We start from the raw sequence: 21,757 nt of genomic DNA on the forward strand, positions 1-21,757 counted from the left end.
AGCTCCAGCATCTCCTCAATCGCTTCCGCCGGCACCCGACGCGTCGAAAGCTTGCCCAAGCGCCGATCCAGCAACCCTGCTTCCCCAGCCTCTTCGTACCGGTCGCGGTAGCGTCGGAATTGCCGCTCCGACATGCCAAGCAACTCCCCTGCCTCCATCATCGAAAGATCGCCGCCATTCCAGCGGCTCAATACGTCCCGAAACTTTTGCATTCTCCGGTCCTGTAGCCATGCCGTCCGCTTCATCCCCAGCCTCCATCCGCTGGCGATAAAACCGGACAACTCACGTGCTACCTAATCCGGACAACTCATCTGCTAACGACACCCCCGTCGACTTCCTCTTGGCAATGGGCCGGCCGGCTTGTATAGAGCCCGCCACTCCCAATCCAACCAGACAAGGACGACCCAATGGCGCTCGAACGCACCTTTTCCATGATCAAGCCGGACGCAACGCGGCGCAATCTCACCGGCGCCATCACCAAGATGCTGGAAGATGCCGGTCTGCGCGTCATCGCTTCGCGCCGCGTTTGGATGAGCCGCCGTGAGGCGGAAGGTTTTTACGCCGTCCACAAGGATCGTCCGTTCTTCGGCGAGCTGGTGGAATTCATGTCGTCGGCGCCGACGATCGTGCAGGTGCTGGAAGGCGAGAACGCCATTGCCAGGAACCGTGAGGTGATGGGCGCCACCAACCCGGCCAACGCCGCCGAAGGCACCATCCGCAAGGTGCATGCGCTGTCGATCGGCGAGAATTCGGTGCACGGTTCGGACGCGCCGGAAACCGCCGCGCAGGAGATCAAGTACTGGTTCTCCGACACCGAGATCGTCGGCTGAGCCGACCCTGGCATTGTGACCGAAAAAGGCCGGCGGATTGCCGGCCTTTTTCATTGAAACGGATCGATCCGGCACTGCCGTTGAACCCTTGCCCGCGCTAAAGTCGGTCAGGCACAGGGAGCCGGCGAAGCATGACCAGCACCATTCCCGGCTTCTTCCAGGGCACCGAGATGCCATCGAGCGGCTGGTGGGAGGTGCTGTGGCCCGACCCCGGTGCCGTGCTTTCGTCAACGGGACTGAAGCCGGGCATGGAGGTGGCCGACCTCTGCTGTGGCGACGGCTGGTTTACGTTGCCCATCGCCAGGGTCGCCCGCCATGTCGTCGGCATCGATATCGATACCGACCTGCTCGACGTCACCCGTCGCCGGCTCAATGAAAACGGCACGAGGAATTTCGATCTCGTAGCGGGCGATGCCTATGAACTCGCGAGCCTGATATCCCGCCCCGTCGATTTCATCTTCATGGCAAACGCCTTCCACGGCGTGCCGGACCGGCCACGGCTGGCGCGAGCCGTTAGCGAAGCGCTCGTCCCTGCCGGACGCTTTGTTGTCGACAACTGGCATCAGCAGCCGCGTGAACAAACCAGGGTGCTCGGCGAGCCCCGCGGACCGAAGACCGAATTGAGGATATCGCCGGAACAGACCATCACGGCCGTCGAGGCGGCCGGCCTCAAATTCATCGAGCTGGTCGAGGTGCCGCCCTACCATTATGGCGCCGTGTTCGAAAAAGTGGGCGGCTGACCTCCGTCGACAGCCGTTTCATGGCATCAGCTCGCGGCGCTGAAACGCAGGATCTCGCGGCCGTTCCCGTCGGCCATGGTCAACTTGCCGGCATCGACTTTATACGAAGCCGCCTTTGCCAGAGCCTCGAACAGCGCCTTTTCCTCCGCCATCACCTCGGGCGCGCAGGCCTTGTAGGTCGAGCCGATGTCGCTGATCGCGATCTTCTGGCCATCGAGGTTGGCGGTGGCAAAATAGCTGTTGCAGGGACCGTTGCCGCCGGCCTTGCCTGCTTCACTCACTCGGAATGTCGCTTGCGGCGCGGTGATGGCTACGCCGTCGACATAGTCGAGCAGCCAAAGCTGATCGAGAACGGAAGCAGTGGGCTCGGGGCTTGGCGTCACCATCTTGAGCATGATGGTTTGCGGCGCATCGGTCAGCGGATCGACTTGATGGCGCTCATCCGAGATGAACAGGAGCCTGTCGCCGACGGTGATGCGGGCCTGCAACGCATAGGTCATCCGCCGCTGGATCCGGGACGGATCGAATTTGACCGCAAAGCTGATCGGCACCTGGCCTGCCGGCGTCAGCTTCTGTTCGCCGACGATTTTGGCGGGCGCGTCGGCCAACGAGACATCGGCAAGCTGGACCGAGAGCACGGCATTGGGCGGCAAGGCGATGCGCTCGCGGTAGGTCACCTCGCCTTTCAGGGCTTTTTCGGCGGCCACGGAGAGTTCCGGCACGGCCAGTATACCGACGACCAGAGGCACGAAACCGAAGACGAAGAACTCCGCTATCCTGTCCAGCACGACCATCTCCCTTCCCCGGGCTGGCCACAGCCCAGGCTGACCAACAGCGAATTGGCCAAAGGATTGCGGTCAATGCGTGGCTGATGCAAAATTATTCGGACGGTGGCCTTTTCCAGCGCCCTGCCGCCTGCTCGTCTTTCTCCTTGGCCTCGACCCAGCCGCCATCGGAGCCGTCGGCATGATGCTCCTTTTTCCAGAAGGGAGCCTGCGACTTCAGATAATCCATGAGGAAATTCGCCGCCTCGAACGCGGCTTGCCGATGCACGGAGGCCGCCACCACCAGCACGATGTTCTCGCCTGGCCGGATCTTGCCATGACGGTGGATGGCGGTGATGCCCTGCAGCGGCCAGCGCAGAACCGCTTCGGCCGCGATGCGAGTGATTTCGGCCTCGGCCATGCCCGGATAATGCTCGAGCTCAAGGGCCGAAAGCGTTCCCTGTTCGTCGCGGCACAGGCCTGAGAAGGTGACCACTGCGCCGATGTCGGCGCGGCCTCGCGTCAGGCTGGCGATTTCGGCGGCAACGTCAAAATCTCGGCGCTGAACGCGCACGACGGGTACGACCGCGCCGGCCATCTCAGCCCCCGGTCATCGGCGGAAACAGCGCGATCTCGCGCGCGCCTGCTATCTTCTCGCCGTGCTCGACATGTTCCTGGTTGATGGCGACGCGGATCACGTCGGGATATTGCAGCGCATGCTCGTATTCCTCGCCGCGCGACTTCAGCCAGCGCAACAGGTCCGCGACCGTCTCGACGCCATGCGGCAAGTCCACGTCTTCGTCCGGCTTGCCGATTCGCTCCCGCACCCAGGCGAAGTAGATGAGCTTCGTCATCCTATTCGTCCATGATGTGCTTGAGGCCGGCACGGAAATAGTCATAGCCGGTGTAAAGCGTAACCAGGGCGGCGATCCACAACAGCACCAGGCCGGTCTGTGTGGTCAGCGGAAAAATCTTGTCGCCGGCCGGACCGGCGAGCAGGAAGGCGATGGCGACCATCTGGATCGTGGTCTTCCATTTGGCAAGCTGCGTCACCGGCACGGAGACCTTGAGCGCCGCCAGATATTCGCGCAGGCCCGAAACCAGGATTTCGCGGCACAGGATGATGATCGCCGCCCACAGCGACCAGCCGGCAATGCCGGCATGGCGGTCGGTGTCAGCGGCAAGCAGCAGCAGGCATGTCGCGACCAGCAGCTTGTCGGCAATGGGGTCGAGCATCTTGCCGATGTTCGAGGTCTGCTTCCAGGCGCGGGCGAAATAGCCGTCGAAATAGTCGGTGATGGACGCCAGCAGGAAAATGATCAGCGCCGACCAGCGGGCGAAGTCGCTCGACTTCAGATGCCCCTCGAGGAAGAAGCACAGCACCACCAGCGGCACCGCGATAATGCGGGCGTAGGTGAGGATGTTCGGGAGGTTGAACGCGCGCTGAGCCATATCCGGGGGAACTCTTTCTGCCTGCGTACTCAAATCAGAAGCTGATGTAGGGGGTCAACAGGCCAAAATCGATTGGCCAGCAAAAATAGGCCAATCTTGTCATCTCGCGGGCTACGCCGCGCCGCTCCTTGCTTCGCCCGGGAGCCGACGGTCGCTTTCGGGCGACATGCATCAGTTCTCGTGAAAATGGTTGTAAACCAGTCTGGCCACCTGCTCGGAAATGCCGTCGACCTTTACCAGGTCCTCGATTGCCGCGCGACCGACCGCCTTGGCGGTGCCGAAATGCATCAGCAGCGCCCGTTTGCGGCTGGGGCCGATGCCGCCGATCTCGTCGAGCGGGCTCTTGACCATCTCCTTCTTGCGGCGGGCCCGGTGCGAGCCGATGGCGAAACGGTGAACCTCGTCGCGTAGGCGCTGGACAAAATAGAGCACCGGGTCGCGTACCGGCAGCGAAAACGAGTCCCTGCCCTTGACGAAGAAGCGCTCGCGGCCCGCGTCGCGGTCCTGGCCCTTGGCGATGCCGATGGCCACGACCCGGTCCTCGATGCCGAGATCGGCGAGGATCTTGCGCACGGCGCTCATCTGGCCCTGGCCGCCATCGATCAGGATGACGTCGGGCCAGGCAGGGAAGCCGCCCGACATGTCGCCCTCATCGCTGTCCGCCTCGCCTGCCGCGGCATCATTGGGTGTCACATCGCCATGCTCCTTGAGCAATCGTGAAAACCGCCGCTCCATCACTTCGCGCATCATGCCGAAATCGTCGCCGGGCGTGATCTCGGTCGAGCGGATATTGAATTTCCGGTACTGGTTCTTCACAAAACCTTCCGGCCCGGCGACGACCATGGCGCCGACGGCGTTGGTGCCCATGATGTGCGAATTGTCGTAGACCTCGATGCGCACCGGCGGCTTTTCGAGCCCGAAGGTCTCGGCGAAGCCGGCGAGCAACCTGGCCTGCGTCGAGGTTTCGGCCAGCCGACGGCCGAGCGCCTCGCGGGCATTTTGCAACGCGTTGTCGGTCAGGTCCTTCTTCTCGCCGCGCTGCGGCACCGAGATCAACACCTTGCGGCCGGCGCGGGTCGAGAGCGCCTCGGCCAACAGTTCCTGGTCCTCCACGGCGTGCGACAGCAGAACGGCGCGCGGCGTCGGCTTGTCGTCATAGAACTGCGCCAGGAACGAGCCCAGCACCTCGGCCCCTTCCAGCGCCGGATCGGCCTTCGGAAAATAGGCGCGGTTGCCCCAGTTCTGGCCGGTGCGGAAGAAGAACACCTGGATGCAGACCTGGCCGCCCTCCTGATGGATTGCGAAGACATCGGCCTCGTCGACGGTCTGCGGATTGATGCCCTGGTGGCTCTGCACGTGCGAGAGTGCCGCCAGCCGGTCTCGATAGATGGCGGCGCGCTCGAAATCGAGGTCTTGCGAGGCCTGCTGCATGGCGGCCGAAATCTCGGTCTTCACCTTCTGGCTGCGGCCGGAAAGAAAATCCTTCGCCTCGGCAACCAGCTCGGCATAGTCGCTATGCGAAATCTCGCCGGTGCACGGACCGGCGCAGCGCTTGATCTGATAGAGCAGGCAAGGCCGCGTGCGGTTCTCGTAGAAGGAGTTGGTGCAACTCCTCAGGAGGAAGGCGCGCTGCAAGGAATTGATGGTGCGGCCGACCGCGCCCGCGGAAGCGAAGGGGCCGAAATAATCACCTTTGCGCGAACGCGCGCCGCGATGCTTGTAGATGCCGGGCGAGACATGGTCGCCGGTCAAGAGGATGTAGGGAAACGACTTGTCGTCGCGCATCAGCACGTTGAAACGTGGCCGCAGCCGCTTGATGAGGTTGGCCTCCAACAGCAGCGCCTCGATCTCGGTGCGGGTGACGACGAACTCCATCGTCGCGGTCTCGCGCACCATGCGGCCGATGCGGTTGGTGTGGAAGCGGCCTTGCGCGTAATTGGTGACGCGCTTCTTCAGGCTGCGGGCCTTGCCGACATAGAGCACGTCGCCATTGGCATTCATCATGCGGTAGACGCCCGGCGCATTGGGCAGCCGCTTGACCAGCGTCTGGATCACTTCGGCGCCGACCATGCCGTCGGCATCGCCGGCATGCGGCGTCCAGTCGATGGCGGTGAAGGCGACGTCCGGGCCGGCCGGTTCGACGATCTCCTCCGCCGCCTCGTCCTCGAGGTCGATTTCGGGTGGCAGATCGTCGGCGCCGCCACGCATCTTGTGTTTCTGCTCTGCGGGACTCATTCCGTCATGCCTGTCACATCAGGTGTGCGCCATGCAAGATGCTGGCCGCCATCAAGCGCGATCATCTGCCCGGTAACCGAGCGGGCTTCCCAGAGATAGCGGATTGTGGCGCCGAATTCCGGCAATTGCGGGCCGCGTTTCAAAATGAGACCGGCGAGTTGCGCGGCAAAGTCACTGTCGTCCTGGTGCGCGTTCTTCAAGGTCGGGCCAGGACCGATGGCGTTGACGCGGATGCGCGGGCCGAGCGCCTGCGCCATCATCTGGGTTGCCGTCCACAAGGCGGACTTCGACAGCGCATAGGAGAAGTAGCGCGGCGTCGGCCGCCAGACACGCTGGTCGATCATGTTGACGATCAGCCCCTCCTGCCCGTCCGGCAGGGCCCGGGCAAAGTTCTGCGTCAACAGTGCCGGGGTCTTCACATGAATGGCGAAGTGGCGGTCCCAGCCCTGCCAGTCGAAATCAAGAACCGAATCGTCCTCGAACAGCGAAGCGTTGTTGACCAGCAGCGAGATCGGCCCGAGCGCGGCTTCGGCGCGGCCGACCAGGTCGCCGACCTCGGCCATATCGGTCAGATCGGCGGCGACGACGGCGGCGTGGCCGCCGGCGCGGTTGATCCGCTGGGCAAGCGCATCCGCGTCGTCGCGCGAGCGGTTGCAGTGAATGGCGACGGCAAAACCGTGGGCGGCGAGATCCTCGACAATCGCGCTACCGATCCGTTTTGCCCCGCCCGTCACCAGCGCCGCGGTGGCTTTGCTCATCTGTTGTCAATCCTCGGTTTCGGCGCGAAGGAGGGCGCCGGCAAAATATGGCCCGCCACCCGTTAAATGGCGTTCGCAGCTGCGGCAACATTGTGGCGAAACGGCCGGTTCGGCATCTCGAGCCGGCCGGCAATGAGCCGGCCTCAACACAATATAGGGGGCTGGACTCCTTGCACCAAGCCACCTGCGGTGCAGCACGGCCAATCTGCTGACATTTCGCTGTTGCGAAGATGCAACGCCAAATTTCTGCCTCATTCGCGCCGGGGAATGACCCAAGTTCAGGTTCGCTTCAGCCGTATTTCGACACGACATTTGGAACCGACGAACGCCAGATCCGTTTCACCCCCCGGACGGGTTGATGGGCGATCGTAAGAACAAGCCTGTGTCCTGTGGCTTAAGGAGTAAACAACAATGCAAGCCAATCTCAAATTCGCACGGCCGCTGGCCGTAGCGCTCGGGCTCTTCGCCCTCGGTGGAACTGCCTATGCCGCCGATGTGGTCCAGGAAGAGCCGCCGGCGCCTGCCCCGGTCGCCGAACTGCCCGTCGCGTCCTGGGCCGGCCCCTATGCCGGTCTTAATCTTGGCTATGGCTTCAGCGGCCGTACCAAGGAAAAGGATTTCGACGTTGAAACCGATACCAAGGGCTTCATCGGCAGCGTCTTCGGCGGCTATCAGTGGCAGCAGGAGAACTTCGTCTACGGCGGTGAAGCCGAACTCGGCTACAACGGCGTCAAGGGCGACGACAATGGCATCGATTCCAAGGCCGGCTTCGAAGGCTCGCTGCGTGCCCGTCTCGGCTACGCTGTGACCCCGGAAATCCTGCTCTACGGCACCGGTGGTCTCGCCGGCAGGAGCCTGAAGGTGGAGGACAGCGTCCTCGGCGCCAGCGACCGCGCCACCATGATCGGCTGGACCGCCGGTCTTGGTACCGACATCAAGCTGACCGACAATGTGTTCGGCCGCGTCGAATACCGCTACACCGACTTCGGCAGCAAGGACTTCGATGGCATTGGCAAGGTCAAGGCCACCGACAACCGCGTCACCTTCGGCGTCGGTATGAAGTTCTAAGTCGTTCAAGCCACGACACGAAGAAGCCGGGCCTTGCGCCCGGCTTTTTTATTGTCGGCCGCTCACGCGGGAACGCAGGGTTTCAGGTCAGGGAATTTCTCATCGAAGCGCGCGGCCCAGCGGACCAGCCGGTTGCGGCCTTTTTCCCATTTCCCGGCGAAACGCAGCGCCAGGTAGCCAAGGCAGGCGCGCAGCGCCATCTGGCCGGCGGTGATCTTCTTCGGCAGTTTCGGCGGATTGGCGTTGAGTAGATCGAGCGCGGCGGTGATCTTCGCCCACTGGCGATCGAGCCAGGGCTGGTAGACCATCTCCTCGGGCCGCGTGCGGCGCTCATAAACCATCGACAGCGCACAGTCGCAGATGCCGTCCGCCAACGCTTCCAGCACTTCCGCTTCCAGCCGCTTGTCGGGATTGCGCGGAAACAGCGCGCTCTTCGACATCCGGTTGAGCTGCTGGGTGATGGCTCGGCTGTCGTGGATCGAGCGGCCGTCGTCGAGCACCAGCACGGGGATCTTGCCCAGCGGATTGGCGCCGATCAGTTCGGCCGGCTTGTCTTCGGTTTTGACAGGCGCCAGGTCGACCGCGATGCCGGCATAAAGGGCCGCCATTCGTACCTTGGAACTATAGGGGGACGTGGAGGCGTAAAGCAGCTTCGGCATGATCGGGTTCCTGTTGGCAGCCCGTCACTGTTGACCGGGCGCCCTTCCCCGCGCAACAGCCAGAAGCGGAAAAACCAGCCGCCAGCAGCCGGCGACCACTCCTGCATGCCCTGGTCTCTTGTACGCCTTGATCAGGATGCGCCACATGGTGACGGCGGCAACACTCCGACAGGCCGGACAAGACCAACGATCGTTCCGCCGCCGCACGATAGCGCGCAACAAAAAGCCCACCGGACTTCGCCCTGCGGCGAAGTCCTGGGAGCTGCGAAAGATATCTGACGTCCGCCCCTCTCGTTGCGCCCCAATGCCAGAGCAGAGGGCGCGAGGCCTCAACGGCACCTGCCCTCATTTCTGCCGACACGGTCCCCGGCGCGAAGAAACGTGACTACTTCTTCGCGGCCTTCACTGGCGCTGCTTTCTTGGCGGCTGGCGCCGCCTTCTTCACCGGTGCCGAAGACTTCGCCGCGGCAGCCTTGGCCGGAGCCTTGGCAGGGGCTGCCTTCTTGGCAGCGGGCTTGGTCGCGGCCTTGGCAGCCGGCTTCCTGGCCGGAGCGGCTTTCTTTGCCGGAGCGGCCTTCTTGGCCGGTGCAGCCTTCTTTGCGGATGCGGCGCTGGCCTTGGCGGGCGCTGCCTTCTTCGCCGCCGGTTTCGCGGCGGCCTTGGCTGCCGGCTTCTTGGCCGGTGCCGCCTTTGCCTTCGGCGCTGCCGCCTTCGGCTTGGCAGCGGGTGCTGCTTTCTTGACCGCGGTCGCGGCTTTCGCCGCCGCCGCTTTTACAGGTGCTTTCTTTGCCGGTGCCTTGGATGCCGGCGCTTTTGATGACTGCTTAGCCATGCGATGCCCCTTGCGTTATGCCGACGACCGTTAATGGCCCGGCGTGTCATGCTTATCTGACTCGCGCCTCGCTAGCCAGCGAAGCAATGATATGATTTTCTCAGCTTAAATTTTCGTTGCGATCGACACATGATCACACTCATCATCGCAAAAATATGGCGTTATCTTCCGATATCGCCAGCAATTTGGCATCGACATTCTCGATGCGCTGCGTGGGCGCGCCTGCCATGAAGCTGCAAAGATCAGGAAGCAGCTTCGCGCATTGATCTTCGGCCGCGAATATCATGAGCTGCGGCTTATAGAGAATGATCATCTTTTGCAGGCGACCGGTCCCTTCGGATTACAAGTGCAATGCGATGCGCCGATCTGGCGATCACCTTGTCAAGCCTGGCTTCATCACTGAATTGACAGATTACTCTGCATGCCAGAGTATTCTGACAAGTGTGTTCGATGTCTTTCACAAAGGCGAATGGTTAGTACTGCCCGAGCTGCAGAGCCGTAGGGTGACAGCTCAAGGTCCGCAGCATTGGAGCCAATTGATGAGTGCCGACGACATCATCCATCAGAGTACGCGTCTCAGGATCATGGCCGCCCTGAACACGCTGGAAAGACGCGAGGCGCTGGAGTTCACGCAGCTGAAGGCTATGATCGAAACCACCGACGGAAATCTCGGCGCGCATCTCGACACGCTGGCCAAAGCGGGCTACGTCGATGTTGAAAAGCTTTTCGTCGGGCGGCGGCCGCGGACACGGATCAGAGCAACGACGATCGGGCGGCGCGCTTTTCGCGGTCACGTTGCCTTTCTTCGAAAGATCATCGGTGAAGCCGAGGCGACGCGAGGCAGGAAATAGCACTGCGATTGGCAAACATTGTCGGCGCGTGCCGCGCGGCACATATTTTCGTCAGGGCCGATACCCCGAGTCGCAGAAAAGGCCCGCGGCTTAGGCCGCAGGCACCAACGAAATCGACTGGAAACCGCCCGCTAGCGCAGGATGCGGCAGCGGCCGTTGTAGACCATCCAGCGGTCGAAGCCCGAGACGCAGAATTCGACATTGTCGCCGATCGAGGCAAAGCCCTGGCCTTCCTCGATCAGGTACCAGATGGCGCGGTCGCGGCCATCCGACAGGGCGACCGTGGCGCCGCAATAGCGACGGCCGATCGGCCATTCCTCGCTGGCCGGCAAGTAGCGGTGCTGGTGGATGCGGTGGAAATCGGTGATCGCGACATCCGGCAGGTGCGGGACGTGCCGCACCTGATAGGAGAAGCGGCTGGTGATCTTGTTCAGCACCCAGGCTTCGCCGCAAATGCCGCTGTCCTCGTCAGAATAGACGGCAAGATCGGCGGCTTGCGCCGCCTGGGTGAAGCCAAGCGATGTGCCAAACGGCGTGCAGAGCGAGATCAGGGCGGCAAGGGCGGAGCGGGCGAAGCGAGTCATGGCAGCCTCTCAAGGTCGATTGCGCGCACTGTGCGGGATTCGCCGGGCGGCGGTCAAGCGATTGCATTGACAATGGTTTCCAGGGCGTGGCCGCCGGCCATCAGCCGGGGCGCGCCGCCAGCAGCAGCCCGCCGATAACGGCGATGTTGACCAGGAAGGCGGACCTCAGCGCCTGCCTTTCCGGCCCGTGATGGCGCCAGAAGGGCAGGACGAGCAGATTCGCCGCCACCGTGAACAGGATGAGCGCGCCGGCGGCATAGGGCACCGCGGCGCCGATGGCGAGGCAGAAGCCGGCCACCAAATCCAGCGGAGCGGAGCCGGGCCGGCCGCAGACCCGCTTTAACTGTTTGTCTTGGCGCATCTGTAAGGACGCCGCTCGCAGCCTGCATCCCGCTGCTACTCCCCTGCCAGCCAGTTCAGCGTCCAGTGCGCCGGCTTTTCCAAGACCAGCAATTTGTGCAGGGCCGGCAGGAGAATGCGCAATTCACCTTCCAGCGTGAAAGGCGGGTTGGCCACGACCAGGCCGCTGCCGTCGAGGCTGGGCTCTTGCGACGCGGGCCGGATTTCGAATTCGATGTCGAGCAATTTCGGAACGCCGGTTTCCTTCAGTGCCTTGCGGAAGCCAATCACCGCCTTGCGGTCCTTGATCGGATACCACAGCGCATAGATGCCGCCCGGCCAGCGCTTGTGCGCCTTCGCCAGCCCGTCGACGAGGCGGCCGAACTCGCCCTCTTCCTCGAATGGCGGATCGATCAGCACCAGTCCGCGCTTTTCCTTCGGCGGCAGGTGTGCGCCGAGCGCCAGCCAGCCGTCGAGCTCGATCACCCTTGTCTGGAAATCGCCGGCGAATTCCGTCTTCAGCTTCGCGACATCCTTCGGGTGCAGCTCGATCGCCGATAGCCGGTCCTGCTTACGCAGAAGGTGCCGCGCGACCAGCGGCGAGCCCGGATATTTTTTCAATGGACCGTCTGCGTTGCACGCACGCACCGCGTCGAGATAGGGCGCGAGCAGCATTGCGGCCTGGGCTTCGGGCGCGGCATCGACCAGCCGGCCGATGCCGCCTTGCCATTCGCCGGTCTTCTGCGCCTCGGGCGAGGACAGATCGTAGCGGCCGATGCCTGCATGAGTGTCGATGACGCGGAACGCCTTGTCCTTCTGCTTCAGATATTCAAGCAGCCGCGTCAGCACGACGTGCTTGAGGACGTCGGCAAAATTTCCGGCGTGATAGGCGTGGCGATAGTTCATGTGGAACCCCTGCCCCAACGTGGCGGCGGTGGCTGTGAATTCGGATTTTGCGGCCGGCCGCCGGCAGAACGCAAGGACAGCAGGAAGCCGATCAAGCCGATCGCCATCAGCGCGAAGCCAACCGGTCGCGCACGGCTGTCGGTCTCGCCCACACCGGAGCGCAAGACAAGATCGACCGCGCGTATCGGGATGTCGTCGGCGTCGCCGGGACCGACGGTGAAGACATAGGGGCCGGGGCCGACGGTCCGGATCACGCCAGCCTCATCGCGGAAGATCTTGTCGGGCAGTTGCGGGCTCGCCTGACGCGGATTGTCGGAATGATTGAACTGAAGCGTCGAGGCAAGCACCGTGCGGCCGCCGGAGGCGGCTGTCAGCGTCAGCACCGTGCGCTGCTGCGAAACGATGCGCTCGGCCCTCGCGGTCAAGTCGACCAGCACCCTGACCGGCGCATCGCGCGCGGCAAGCGGCACTGTGACCTGCCTGAAGCGGCCGCCCTCATAGACCCGCCAGCTGCCGATCTGGTGACCGGAGAAATTAGTCATCGCCCATGGATAGATGGCGCCGACGCCGATGCCGGCGAGCAGGATCAACAGGAACAGAAAGCGCATTCAGGGAATCACCTTGTAATCGGACGTTGCCGGACAATTAGGCTGCATTGGCGCTGTCGCGCAGGCGCTCCATTTCGTCCAATAGCATGTCGAGGCCGAGTTCGAATGTCTTGTCGAAACCGCCGGTGTCGAAATAGGTCCCGGCCGCCATGACACTGGGGAAATCCTTCGCCAGTTGCTCGTCGTCGACGGTGGTCACCGCCGACGGGCCCTTGGCGTAGCCCGCGGTCTCGTCGAGGATCGCGCCCATGAGATAATAGCTGGCGGTGCGAAACAGCCTGGCGCTGAGTTCCGGGCCGAAACCGCCAGCCTCGAACAGGCCGATGACGCCGTTCAGCATCGCAAGGCAAGGCGGCGAATTCATCCGGTAGACGACAAGGAATGGCGCAAAGGCCGGGTGCTCCCTCGCAACACGGCGAAACTCATGCATGACCATCCGAATCCTGTCGCGCCACGGCATGCTGTCGTCGGGGATAACCATCCCGCTGACCTGGCGATCGACCAACGCCTCATAGAGGTGCGCTTGCGAGGGGAAGTGATGATAAATGCTCATCGCCTCGCAGCCGAGCACGGCGGCGAGCTTGCGCATCGAAAAACCGGAAAGGCCCTCCTTCTCGATCACCTCGAAAGCGGCATCCTCGATCATCTCGCGGGACAGCCGTCCGCGTGCTCGCTTTTTTTTGATCGATGAGTCCATGGCCGCGCTTGACAACTTACAGCGTAAGGTTCATTTTTCACTTCACCTTACACAGTAAGGCTAACAAAGACCAGAGGAGGAAAACATGTCACACCATCGCATTGCCAAATCCGTGCATTCGTCCCTCCATCGTGCGTTGGCTCTAACCGCCGTGGCCTGCGTCCTCGCCGCGGCCCCTGCCTATGCCGACGACTACGATGCAACCATAAAGGACATCCAGTCGACCATGGGCGGCGTGCCGAGCTTTGTGAAGCAACTTCCCAAAGCCGGTCTGCCCGGCGCCTGGGCCGAGGTCAAGGCCATCGAACTCAGCGACAAGACGGCGCTGCCGCCAAAGGTAAAGTCATTGATCTCGCTGGCAGTGGCGGCGCAGATCCCGTGCAACTACTGCATCTGGTCGGACACGCAAAACGCCAAGCGCGCCGGCGCTACCGATGAGGAAATCCAGGAGGCGGTGGCGATGGCGGCGCTGACCCGCCATTGGAGCACCATCTTCAATGGCATGCAGGTCGATTTCGACACGTTCAAGAAGGAAATGGGCGGGCAGTGAAACGACACCCGCGGTGGTCCGCGCCTGCGGGCCACCGCAGAACTGCCCTCATCCGACAGCCATCATCTTCGCCTTCGATTGTCATCCAGCGGGAAATGCCGCATTGAAAGTGCAATCGCAAAGCATGGACGAGGCCGCAAATGGCGCCGGTCAAGGTCGACCCCGACAAGGTGCACGAATTCGAGGACGCCGAGAGCTTTTATACTTGGCTCGGTGAACATCATGACAGGGAAACCGAGGTCTGGATCACAATCCACAAGACCGGCTCGGGACTGAAGTCGATCTCGGCAAAGGAGGCGATCGAGGTCGTGCTGTGCTGGGGCTGGATCGACGCGGTGCGCAAGGGGCTCGACGACAAGAGCTTCCTGCAGCGTTACACGCCGAGGACGAAGAAAAGCATCTGGAGCCAGATCAACATCGACAATGTCGCCCGGCTAATCGACGACGGCCGGATGACGCGGCATGGGCTCGCCGAGGTCGAAGCCGCCAAGGCCGATGGCCGCTGGGCGCGTGCCTATGCCAGCGGCAAGGACATGAAAATTCCCGATGACCTGCAGGCCGCGATCAATGCCGAGCCAGAGGCTCGGCAAATGCTCGAAAAACTCAGCGCGCAGAACCGCTTCGCGCTCGCCTTCCGTATCCACAACATGAAGACGGAAGCCGGGCGCAGGAAGAAGATCGAGACTTTTGTCGAGATGCTCAAGCGCGGCGAGACGATCCATCCGCAGGGGAAGAAATAAGGCTGCTCATGTACGAGCGACAGGTTTCTTCCGGCTCGATGATCGCGACCCCACATACCAGCAGGGTAGCGATCAGCCACCGGTGACGTCCCTTAGGCTTTGCGCTCCCAGCGGCGGTCGGGCGTCTGCTGCCAATACGTCACCGCGTGGCCGGCGTCTTTCATCGTCTTCCAGTGCCCGCGGGCGGCCTCGACCTGGGCCGCATCGTGGCCGTCGAACAGGAACACGGCGCGCTCGTAGCCGCCAAGGTCCGGCGGCGCAGCGCCGTCCACCAGGAAGCGTATCTGCGCCGCGTTCGGGTTGCCTTCGCCGGTGGTCAAAAGGATCGGCTGTTCAGCGGGATGAGCTTCGCGATCAGTGGCGTGCGCGAGGAAGGAATCGTCACGGAACGTCCACAGATGCTGGTCGAGCGCGTCGCGCCGCTCCTCGGTGCCTGTCTGCACCACGGCGCGCCAGCCGCGATCGACGCTGCGCTCAAGTAGGCCGGGCAGCGCATCCTCCAGCGTCGATTCGGTCAGGTGATAAAACAGCACGTCGGCCATGGGTCCCGATCAGCTCTCGTAGTGGTCGCGCACGAGCCGGTCGAGCAGCCGCACGCCAAAGCCGGAACCCCAGGACTGGTTGATTTCGTTCGACAGCGCCCCCATGGCGGTGCCTGCGATGTCGAGATGCGCCCAGGGCGTGTCCTTGACGAAGCGCTGCAAGAACTGCGCGGCGATGATGGCGCCGCCATAGCGGCCGCCGATGTTTTTCATATCGGCATTCTTGGAATCGATCAGCTTGTCATATTCAGGACCGAGCGGCATGCGCCACAGCCGCTCCTGCGTCGACTGCCCGGCTGTCGCCAGGCGTTCCGCCAGTTCGTCATTGTTGGAGAACAGGCCGGCATAGTGCTGGCCGAGCGCGACCATGATCGCGCCGGTCAACGTCGCCAGATTGACCATGAACTTCGGCTGGAAGCGGTCATTGCAGTACCAGAGCGCATCGGCCAGCACCAGGCGCCCCTCCGCATCGGTGTTGAGCACCTCGATGGTCTGGCCCGACATCGAGGTAACGATGTCGCCGGGACGCTGCGCATGGCCGTCGACGGCGTTTTCCACAAGCCCGATGATGCCGACGACATTGGCCTTCGCCTTGCGGCCAGCGAGCGCATGCATCAGTCCGGTCACCGCCGCGGCCCCGCCCATGTCGCCCTTCATGTCCTCCATGCCAGATGCCGGTTTCATCGAATTGCCGCCGGTGTCGAAGGTGACGCCCTTGCCGATGAAGGCGACCGGGCTGTCCTTGGCCTTGCCGCCGTTCCACTGCATGACGGCCATGCGGGCGCCGCGCGGCGAGCCTTGCGCAACGCCGAGCAGCGACCCCATGCCGAGTTTCTTCATTTCCTTCTCGGCCAGTATCTCGACCTTGACGCCGAGGGCCTCCAGTTCCTTGGCGCGGGCGGCAAACTCGACCGGTCCCAGGACGTTTGCCGGCTCGTTGACGAGGTCACGTGCCAAAAGCACGCCGTCGATCACAGCCTCGGTCTCGGCGAAGGCCTTCTTCGCACCCGCCGGATCGGCGGTGTGGATGGTTATCTTGGCCGGCTTTTTCGGCTCGGCCTTGTCGCCTTGGCCATCGTCCTTGTCTTTCCTGGTCTTGTACTTGTCGAAGGAATAGCTGCGCAGAAGAATACCCGCGGCAAGGCTGGCCGCCTGCGCACCGCTTGACGAGGCGCCGACCACGTCGAGCACCACCGCCACGTCCGTCGCCTTGCGTAGCGACCCCGCGATGGTGCCTCCAAGCTTCGTCCAGGCGTATTCGTCGAGCCCGGATACCTTGCCGGCGCCGATCGCGACCAGCCTGTCGAGCGAGCTTGCCTGTGGCGTCAGCACTTCCACCACGCTGGCGAACTTGGCCGTGAATTCGGCCACAGGGAAGGCCCGTTCCAGCGTCTTGCCGGGATCATACGCCGCGGCGGTTTCGCTCAGGCCGCCATCATCCGCCGCCAGCACGAAGACCGTCCCCTTCCTGTTCGCGGCGGTCTGCGGCGCAGCGAATTTTGCGAAGGCGATCGAGGGTCTCTGGTTCATCATGTCCTGCTTTCGGGGAATGCGCGGCTCGCGCGAAGCGGTTGGAAGCGATCCGCGACATTTGGTCGTTTTCCGGCATTTGGCAAGACTTTGCCAAACGTGCTCCCCATATGGCACATGAATCAACGGCGATTCGTCGCGGCACGGCTCCGCTTTTTGGCCGCAACCTGTTGTTAACCATCGATGTTCGCCCTTTCTTATCCAATCCCGCCGACACTCCGGCCCAACGTGGCGCGCGATGTGGGACGGGAACCGGATCGTCTGCCTGACAGAGCCCGACGCAGCCAGTTGTGCGGGCGTCGCCGGACGGCTACCCTTATCCGGTGGCATGATGCCGTTCGAGAAAATTGAGAAAAGCCTTCATGAAGGTCGTTGAACGCTACATCATGCGCCGCGCTTTCGTGGTTTTTATTGCAGCGCTGGCCTGGACGCTGGCCATTGTCTGGACGACGCAGGTGCTGGCCAAGATCGACCTCGTCACCGACAGCGGCCAGTCGGCGCTGACCTTCTTCGAGGTTGCGGCCCTCATTCTTCCCTCGATCATTCCGATCGTGGTGCCCTTCGCGCTCGTGGTGGCGGTTGCCCAGACGCTCAGCGTCATGAATTCGGATTCGGAGCTCGCCGTCGTCAACGCAGCGGGCGCCTCGCGCTGGACCATCGTGCGGCCGATCATGATTCTCGCGGCCGCGGCCAGCGTCTTTTCCTTCGCCGTCGACAACGGCATCGACCCTTACGCGCGCCAGAAGAACCGGATGCTGGTGGCGGAGTCACGCGCGGATCTTCTGTCGCTGATCATCCAGGAGGGCACATTCCGCAAGATCGATGATGGGCTGTTCCTGCAGATAGGCGAGCGGCTTCCCGACAACCGGCTGGGCGGCATCTTCGTCGCGGATTCGCGCGAGGAAGGCGTCAACCTCGTCTACTATGCCAAGACGGGCAGCATCATCGAACGCGGCGGCGAAAAGGTGCTGATGATGAATGACGGCGTCATCCATCGAAAGACACTGACCGGCGACCTCTCGGTCATCCGCTTCACCTCCTATGCCTTCGACATGTCGGCCTTCATGGCGGCAGCGTCGGAGGTGACGCTGATGCCAAAAGACCAGACGACCCAGTACCTGCTCAACCCGAGTGCCAACGACAAGGTCTACCAGCAGCGCCCGAACGAATACCGGGCGGAGGTCGACCAGCGGTTCTCGGAATGGCTCTATTCCATGGTTTTCGCCTTGATCGCACTCGCGGTCGCCGGAGACGCACGCTCGCATCGCGAGGCGCGCGTCAATCCGCTGATCACGGCCATCGCGATATCGCTGTTCGTGCGCTGGCTGGGCTTCTTCGCCGCCAGCAAGGCCGACGAGGTCCCGCAATATGCGTATATGGTCTACGGCGTGCCCATCGTGTCGTCGGCGGTGGCAATTTGGTTCATCGCATCCAACCGGACGATGGAACTGCCAGTGGCCTGGGCAGATTGGCTGACGAATCTCGCCAGCCGGATGGCTGACGCCTGGAATGCCGTCAAGCTGCGCCTGTCCAGGCGCAGCGCCTCGGGCCAGAGGGTCAGCTGATGGGCTGGACGCTGGGACGCTACTTCTTCTTCCGCTATGTCACGATCACCGTGTGGTTCTTCATCGGCCTGCTTGCGCTGGTGTTCCTGATCGATTTCACCGAGCTTTCCGGCCGCACGACCGGCCTGCCCGGCTTCACCTATGGAACGGCGCTGGCCATTTCCGGACTCAGGATGCCGATGATCATGCTGCAGACCGTGCCGTTTGTCGGTCTCTTCTCGGCGATGGCGACGCTGGTCTCGCTCAACCGCAGGTATGAACTGGTCATAGCGCGCTCAGCCGGCGTTTCGGCCTGGCAGTTCCTTTTGCCGTGCTGCATCGGAGCGCTGTTGTTCGGCGTCCTGTCGGTCGGTCTCATCAACCCGCTCGCAGCGCACGCCTTCTCCTGGTCCGAACAGATCGAAACCCAGTTGCGCTCGGGCAAGTCGAATACGGTGTCGGCCGACGCCGCGCCCTGGATCCGGCAGAAAACCAGCTCCGGAGACACCATCATCGGAGCGCGCGCCATCCTCAACCAAGGCCTGGAGATGGCTGACGCTGTCTTTTTCATCCTCGACCCGCAAGGCGATATCGTCGAGCGCAAGGATGCCGCGCGCGCCTACCTGCGGGACGGCTACTGGGAATTGCAGGACGTTAAGACCTTCAGGAACGGCACCATCCAGCCTGCGGCAAACGATCGCGTGCCAACCAATCTGAAGCCCGAATTCGTGCAGGAGCGGCTGGCGCGCCCGGAGACCATTCCATTCTACGATCTGCCGGGAAAAATCGAGGTTGCCCGTTCCTTCGGCCTCAAGGCAAATGCCTTCGCCATGCAGTTCGATTCGCTGGTGGCGTTGCCGTTCCTGCTCGTCGCCATGACGCTGATTGCGGCAACAGTTTCAATGCGATTTGCGAGGATGGGGCAATCGGCAACGATGATTCTGGGTGGCGTCGTTGCCGGGTTTCTGCTTTATGTCGTTTCGGTGCTGGTGAAGGCATTCGGCGTGGCGGGGTTCGTGCCGACTGTCGTAGCTGCCTGGGTGCCGGTCGTGGTAGCTATGTTCTTCGGGGTGACTTTCCTGCTATACAAGGAAGACGGCTAGTGAGGGAGGCCTTTTTGCCCAGTAACAGGCAGGCCGGTTTGGCGCGCCTTTATGCGGCGACCGCCTTGGCATGCCTGTTTGCATGCGCGGTTCCGCTGCCTGCGATCGCGCAGGATGTCGGCGACATGGCGACCAAGGTGCCGTCCGGCTCGCAGATGCTGCTGGCGGCCGATACGCTGGTCTATAACAACGACAATCAGACCGTGACCGCCGTCGGCGGCGTGCAGATCGACTATGGCGGCAACCGACTTGTCGCGCAGAAGGTCGAGTACAACCGCAACACCAAGCGCATGGTCGCAAGCGGCAATGTCGAGGTGATCAACAGCGACGGCACCAAGATCAATTCGGATCATATCGACATCACCGACGACTTCGCCGACGGTTTCGTCAACGCGCTCCGCGTCGAAACCATCGACAAGGCCTATTTCGCCGCCGAAAGCGCCGAACGCATGGGCGGCGTGCTGACCACCTTCCACAATGGCGTCTACACTGCCTGCGAACCGTGCGAGGACAAGCCCGACAAGGCGCCGACCTGGCGTGTGAAGGCCAGGAAGATCATCTGGAACGGCGAAAAGAAGACGGTCCGCTTCGAGAACGCGAATTTCGAATTCTTCGGCTTCCCGCTAGCCTACCTGCCGGCGTTCGAGATCGCCGACCCGACGGTGAAGCGCAAGAGCGGCTTCCTGATCCCCGGCATCGTCTTCAAAAGCGATCTGGGCGTGGGGGTGAAGGTCCCCTATTATTTCGCGCTCTCGCCGACCTACGACCTGACCGTCACCGGCACCGGCTTTACCAAGCAGGGCTTTCTCGGTGAGGCCGAGTGGCGCCAGCGCTTCAACAATGGCGAATACAGCCTGAAGATCGCGGGGATTCAGCAGCGAGACCCCGACGCCTTCATCGACGCCGCCGGCCGCAATATCGATTCGGGCGAGGCTGGCGATCCCAACAAATTCCGCGGCATGATGGGCACACAAGGCCAGTTCGCCATCAATTCGCGCTGGAATTTCGGCTGGGACGTGCTGCTGCAGACCGACAAGAACTTCTCGAATACCTACGCCATCGACAAATACAACGGGTACGTTCACCAGTCGTCGGTTTACCTGACGGGGCTCGACGGCCGTAATTATTTCGACCTGCGCGCCATGCATTTCGAGGTGCAGGAAAACACGCTCGACAGCAGCATCGCTGCGCGAAGCGGCCAGCAGCCCTGGGTGCTGCCCTCGCTTGACTATGCCTACATTCCGGATACATCGGTCGCAGGCGGCCAGCTGTCGTTCAACGTCAATTCGCGCGTCATCCGCCGCGATGACCTCGACGAGACCTATTTCACTCCCTACTTCCCCCCTTCAGGCACCCAACGTGTGCGCGGCATCGAGGGCGAATCCGGCCGGCTCACCGCCCAAGCCGAATGGAAGCGGTCATTTGTCACCGATGACGGGTTGGTGCTGACACCCTTGCTGGCGCTGCAGGGCGACGTCGACTATGTCAACGCGTCATCAGCTTCACTCGCAGCCGTCAACCAGATGGCGACGAATTTGGGCGAGCAGGATGACATGCGCTCGTCTTTCGCCCGCTATATGGCAACCGCCGGACTCGAGATGAGCTGGCCGCTGCTGTTTTCGATGGCCAGCGGCTCCAGTCATGTGTTCGAGCCGATGGCGCAGGTCTTCCTGCGCCCGAACGAACAATATGTCGGCGGCCTTGCCGTCCCGAACGAAGATGCGCAGAGCATGGTTTTCGACGCGAGCACCCTGTTCGAGCGCGACAAGTTCTCCGGCTATGACCGCATCGAAGGCGGCTCGCGCGCCAATGTGGGCCTTCGCTATTCCGGTTCCTACATCAACGGCTGGGGCACCAACGCCATCTTCGGCCAGTCCTACCAGATCGGCGGCGAGAACTCCTTCGACGCGCCGGACCTGGTCAATGTCGGCGCCTATTCGGGCCTCGAAAACACCAAGTCGGACTATGTCGGCCTGTTTGGCGTCAGCAGCCCGAACGGGTTCGCCGCCTCGGTCAGCGGCCGTTTCGACGAGCAGAGCTTCGAGGTTCGCCGCGCCGAGGTAAAGGCCGCCTATTCCGGCCTACCGGTGTCGCTGAGCGCCAAATACGCCTTCATCCAGGCTCAGCCGCTCTATGGCTTCACCACCGACCGCCACGAGGTCACGCTCGGCGCGTCCACGCATCTTGCCGAGAACTGGCGCGTGTTCGGGACGGGAACCTATGACCTCGAGGAAAGCCTGCTGGTCAAGGACGGGGTCGGTTTCGCCTACAATGATTCCTGCTTCACCTATCTGATGACGTACTCGCAGTCGCGCGACCTGAACACCAGGGAGGTGACGCAGAGCATCGGCTTCAACCTGTCGTTCCGCACCCTCGGCGATTTCGGATCGTCGAGCAGCGCCTTCGATACCACCCAGTAGCCCGC

Annotated in this window: 26 protein-coding genes; 9 read left to right on the top strand and 17 right to left on the bottom strand. The window is 62.7% G+C overall.

The window, feature by feature from the left end; all coding sequences use genetic code 11:
* A partial coding sequence (locus FJ940_RS21930) for a helix-turn-helix domain-containing protein (RefSeq protein ID WP_140657898.1) occupies window positions 1–245 on the bottom strand: 245 nt, incomplete at its 3' end.
* Between the two features lie 162 nt (window positions 246–407).
* On the opposite strand from FJ940_RS21930, the gene ndk reads away from it, so the two are divergent.
* Window positions 408–830, top strand: a complete 423-nt coding sequence (gene ndk / locus FJ940_RS21935; protein ID WP_010915217.1) for a nucleoside-diphosphate kinase — start codon at window positions 408–410, stop codon at window positions 828–830.
* A gap of 131 nt (window positions 831–961) precedes the next feature.
* Window positions 962–1,570, top strand: a complete 609-nt coding sequence (locus FJ940_RS21940) for a class I SAM-dependent methyltransferase (protein WP_140657900.1) — start codon at window positions 962–964, stop codon at window positions 1,568–1,570.
* 26 nt (window positions 1,571–1,596) lie between these two features.
* On the opposite strand, the gene FJ940_RS21945 is transcribed toward FJ940_RS21940, so the two are convergent.
* From FJ940_RS21945 to FJ940_RS21970, 6 genes are all read right to left on the bottom strand, one after another.
* A complete protein-coding gene (locus FJ940_RS21945; protein ID WP_140657902.1) occupies window positions 1,597–2,358 on the bottom strand; it encodes a YbaY family lipoprotein in 762 nt (253 codons plus the stop codon).
* 91 nt (window positions 2,359–2,449) lie between these two features.
* Window positions 2,450–2,932 (bottom strand): molybdenum cofactor biosynthesis protein MoaE, encoded by a 483-nt coding sequence (locus tag FJ940_RS21950; RefSeq protein WP_140657904.1) that lies wholly within the window; start codon window positions 2,930–2,932, stop codon window positions 2,450–2,452.
* A gap of 1 nt (window position 2,933) precedes the next feature.
* Window positions 2,934–3,188, bottom strand: a complete 255-nt coding sequence (gene moaD / locus FJ940_RS21955; protein WP_140657906.1) for a molybdopterin converting factor subunit 1 — start codon at window positions 3,186–3,188, stop codon at window positions 2,934–2,936.
* 1 nt (window position 3,189) lies between these two features.
* Window positions 3,190–3,786: a CDP-diacylglycerol--glycerol-3-phosphate 3-phosphatidyltransferase gene (pgsA, locus tag FJ940_RS21960; RefSeq protein WP_140494400.1), complete on the bottom strand. Its 597-nt coding sequence runs from the start codon at window positions 3,784–3,786 to the stop codon at window positions 3,190–3,192.
* A gap of 171 nt (window positions 3,787–3,957) precedes the next feature.
* Complete coding sequence (gene uvrC / locus FJ940_RS21965) at window positions 3,958–6,021, bottom strand: excinuclease ABC subunit UvrC (RefSeq protein WP_140657908.1); 2,064 nt, start codon at window positions 6,019–6,021, stop codon at window positions 3,958–3,960.
* Window positions 6,018–6,779, bottom strand: a complete 762-nt coding sequence (locus tag FJ940_RS21970) for an SDR family oxidoreductase (protein WP_140520633.1) — start codon at window positions 6,777–6,779, stop codon at window positions 6,018–6,020. Before FJ940_RS21970 ends, uvrC begins: the two co-directional genes overlap by 4 nt.
* A 411-nt stretch (window positions 6,780–7,190) precedes the next feature.
* Here FJ940_RS21970 and FJ940_RS21975 point away from each other — a divergent pair, with 411 nt between their 5' ends.
* Entirely contained in the window at window positions 7,191–7,847 is a 657-nt protein-coding gene (locus FJ940_RS21975) for an outer membrane protein (RefSeq protein ID WP_140494406.1), read from the top strand.
* 62 nt (window positions 7,848–7,909) lie between these two features.
* Here the strand turns inward: FJ940_RS21975 and FJ940_RS21980 are convergent, their stop codons facing one another.
* The 3 genes from FJ940_RS21980 to FJ940_RS28545 form a co-directional block, all read right to left on the bottom strand.
* Complete coding sequence (locus FJ940_RS21980) at window positions 7,910–8,506, bottom strand: glutathione S-transferase family protein (protein ID WP_140494408.1); 597 nt, start codon at window positions 8,504–8,506, stop codon at window positions 7,910–7,912.
* A 385-nt stretch (window positions 8,507–8,891) separates the two neighbouring features.
* Window positions 8,892–9,338 (bottom strand): histone, encoded by a 447-nt coding sequence (locus tag FJ940_RS21985; RefSeq protein WP_140657910.1) that lies wholly within the window; start codon window positions 9,336–9,338, stop codon window positions 8,892–8,894.
* A gap of 142 nt (window positions 9,339–9,480) precedes the next feature.
* Window positions 9,481–9,651 (bottom strand): hypothetical protein, encoded by a 171-nt coding sequence (locus tag FJ940_RS28545; protein ID WP_181171800.1) that lies wholly within the window; start codon window positions 9,649–9,651, stop codon window positions 9,481–9,483.
* 226 nt (window positions 9,652–9,877) lie between these two features.
* Between FJ940_RS28545 and FJ940_RS21990 the strand changes: the two genes are divergently transcribed.
* Window positions 9,878–10,189 carry a transcriptional regulator gene (locus tag FJ940_RS21990; protein WP_140633446.1) on the top strand — a complete coding sequence of 104 codons (312 nt, stop codon included), beginning with the start codon at window positions 9,878–9,880 and terminating at the stop codon, window positions 10,187–10,189.
* A gap of 131 nt (window positions 10,190–10,320) precedes the next feature.
* On the opposite strand, the gene FJ940_RS21995 is transcribed toward FJ940_RS21990, so the two are convergent.
* From FJ940_RS21995 to FJ940_RS22015, 5 genes are all read right to left on the bottom strand, one after another.
* The gene (locus tag FJ940_RS21995) at window positions 10,321–10,773 is read right to left on the bottom strand and encodes a hypothetical protein (RefSeq protein WP_140494414.1); all 453 of its coding nucleotides are present in this window, start codon (window positions 10,771–10,773) and stop codon (window positions 10,321–10,323) included.
* Between the two features lie 100 nt (window positions 10,774–10,873).
* Window positions 10,874–11,134, bottom strand: coding sequence for a hypothetical protein (locus FJ940_RS22000; RefSeq protein WP_181171801.1), 261 nt, complete (start codon window positions 11,132–11,134; stop codon window positions 10,874–10,876).
* 35 nt (window positions 11,135–11,169) lie between these two features.
* Window positions 11,170–12,018 carry a 23S rRNA (adenine(2030)-N(6))-methyltransferase RlmJ gene (locus tag FJ940_RS22005; RefSeq protein ID WP_140584457.1) on the bottom strand — a complete coding sequence of 283 codons (849 nt, stop codon included), beginning with the start codon at window positions 12,016–12,018 and terminating at the stop codon, window positions 11,170–11,172.
* Complete coding sequence (locus FJ940_RS22010; RefSeq protein WP_140555734.1) at window positions 12,015–12,626, bottom strand: hypothetical protein; 612 nt, start codon at window positions 12,624–12,626, stop codon at window positions 12,015–12,017. The genes FJ940_RS22005 and FJ940_RS22010 overlap by 4 nt, the downstream gene beginning before the upstream one ends.
* A gap of 37 nt (window positions 12,627–12,663) precedes the next feature.
* Complete coding sequence (locus FJ940_RS22015; RefSeq protein ID WP_140633440.1) at window positions 12,664–13,323, bottom strand: TetR/AcrR family transcriptional regulator; 660 nt, start codon at window positions 13,321–13,323, stop codon at window positions 12,664–12,666.
* Window positions 13,324–13,408: 85 nt separating this feature from the next.
* Here FJ940_RS22015 and FJ940_RS22020 point away from each other — a divergent pair, with 85 nt between their 5' ends.
* Both FJ940_RS22020 and FJ940_RS22025 read left to right on the top strand, forming a co-directional pair.
* Entirely contained in the window at window positions 13,409–13,873 is a 465-nt protein-coding gene (locus FJ940_RS22020; protein WP_140494422.1) for a carboxymuconolactone decarboxylase family protein, read from the top strand.
* A 140-nt stretch (window positions 13,874–14,013) separates the two neighbouring features.
* Window positions 14,014–14,613, top strand: a complete 600-nt coding sequence (locus tag FJ940_RS22025) for a YdeI/OmpD-associated family protein (protein WP_140657912.1) — start codon at window positions 14,014–14,016, stop codon at window positions 14,611–14,613.
* Between the two features lie 92 nt (window positions 14,614–14,705).
* Here FJ940_RS22025 and FJ940_RS22030 read toward each other — a convergent pair whose 3' ends face one another.
* The gene (locus FJ940_RS22030; protein ID WP_140494426.1) at window positions 14,706–15,155 is read right to left on the bottom strand and encodes a DNA polymerase III subunit chi; all 450 of its coding nucleotides are present in this window, start codon (window positions 15,153–15,155) and stop codon (window positions 14,706–14,708) included.
* Window positions 15,156–15,164: 9 nt separating this feature from the next.
* On the bottom strand, window positions 15,165–16,685 hold the full coding sequence (locus FJ940_RS22035; RefSeq protein ID WP_140517857.1) for a leucyl aminopeptidase: 1,521 nt from the start codon (window positions 16,683–16,685) through the stop codon (window positions 15,165–15,167).
* 362 nt (window positions 16,686–17,047) lie between these two features.
* Here FJ940_RS22035 and lptF point away from each other — a divergent pair, with 362 nt between their 5' ends.
* From lptF to FJ940_RS22050, 3 genes are read left to right on the top strand one after another with little or no spacing between them, the layout of a single operon-like run.
* Window positions 17,048–18,250, top strand: coding sequence for an LPS export ABC transporter permease LptF (gene lptF / locus FJ940_RS22040; RefSeq protein WP_140657914.1), 1,203 nt, complete (start codon window positions 17,048–17,050; stop codon window positions 18,248–18,250).
* The gene (lptG, locus tag FJ940_RS22045) at window positions 18,247–19,332 is read left to right on the top strand and encodes an LPS export ABC transporter permease LptG (RefSeq protein WP_181165175.1); all 1,086 of its coding nucleotides are present in this window, start codon (window positions 18,247–18,249) and stop codon (window positions 19,330–19,332) included. Before lptF ends, lptG begins: the two co-directional genes overlap by 4 nt.
* Window positions 19,332–21,752 (top strand): LPS-assembly protein LptD, encoded by a 2,421-nt coding sequence (locus FJ940_RS22050; protein WP_181171802.1) that lies wholly within the window; start codon window positions 19,332–19,334, stop codon window positions 21,750–21,752. The genes lptG and FJ940_RS22050 overlap by 1 nt, the downstream gene beginning before the upstream one ends.
* The last annotated feature ends 5 nt before the right edge of the window (window positions 21,753–21,757 follow it).

Origin of the sequence: Mesorhizobium sp. B2-3-7 (genome assembly GCF_006442695.1) — a bacterium.
GTDB lineage: Bacteria > Pseudomonadota > Alphaproteobacteria > Rhizobiales > Rhizobiaceae > Mesorhizobium.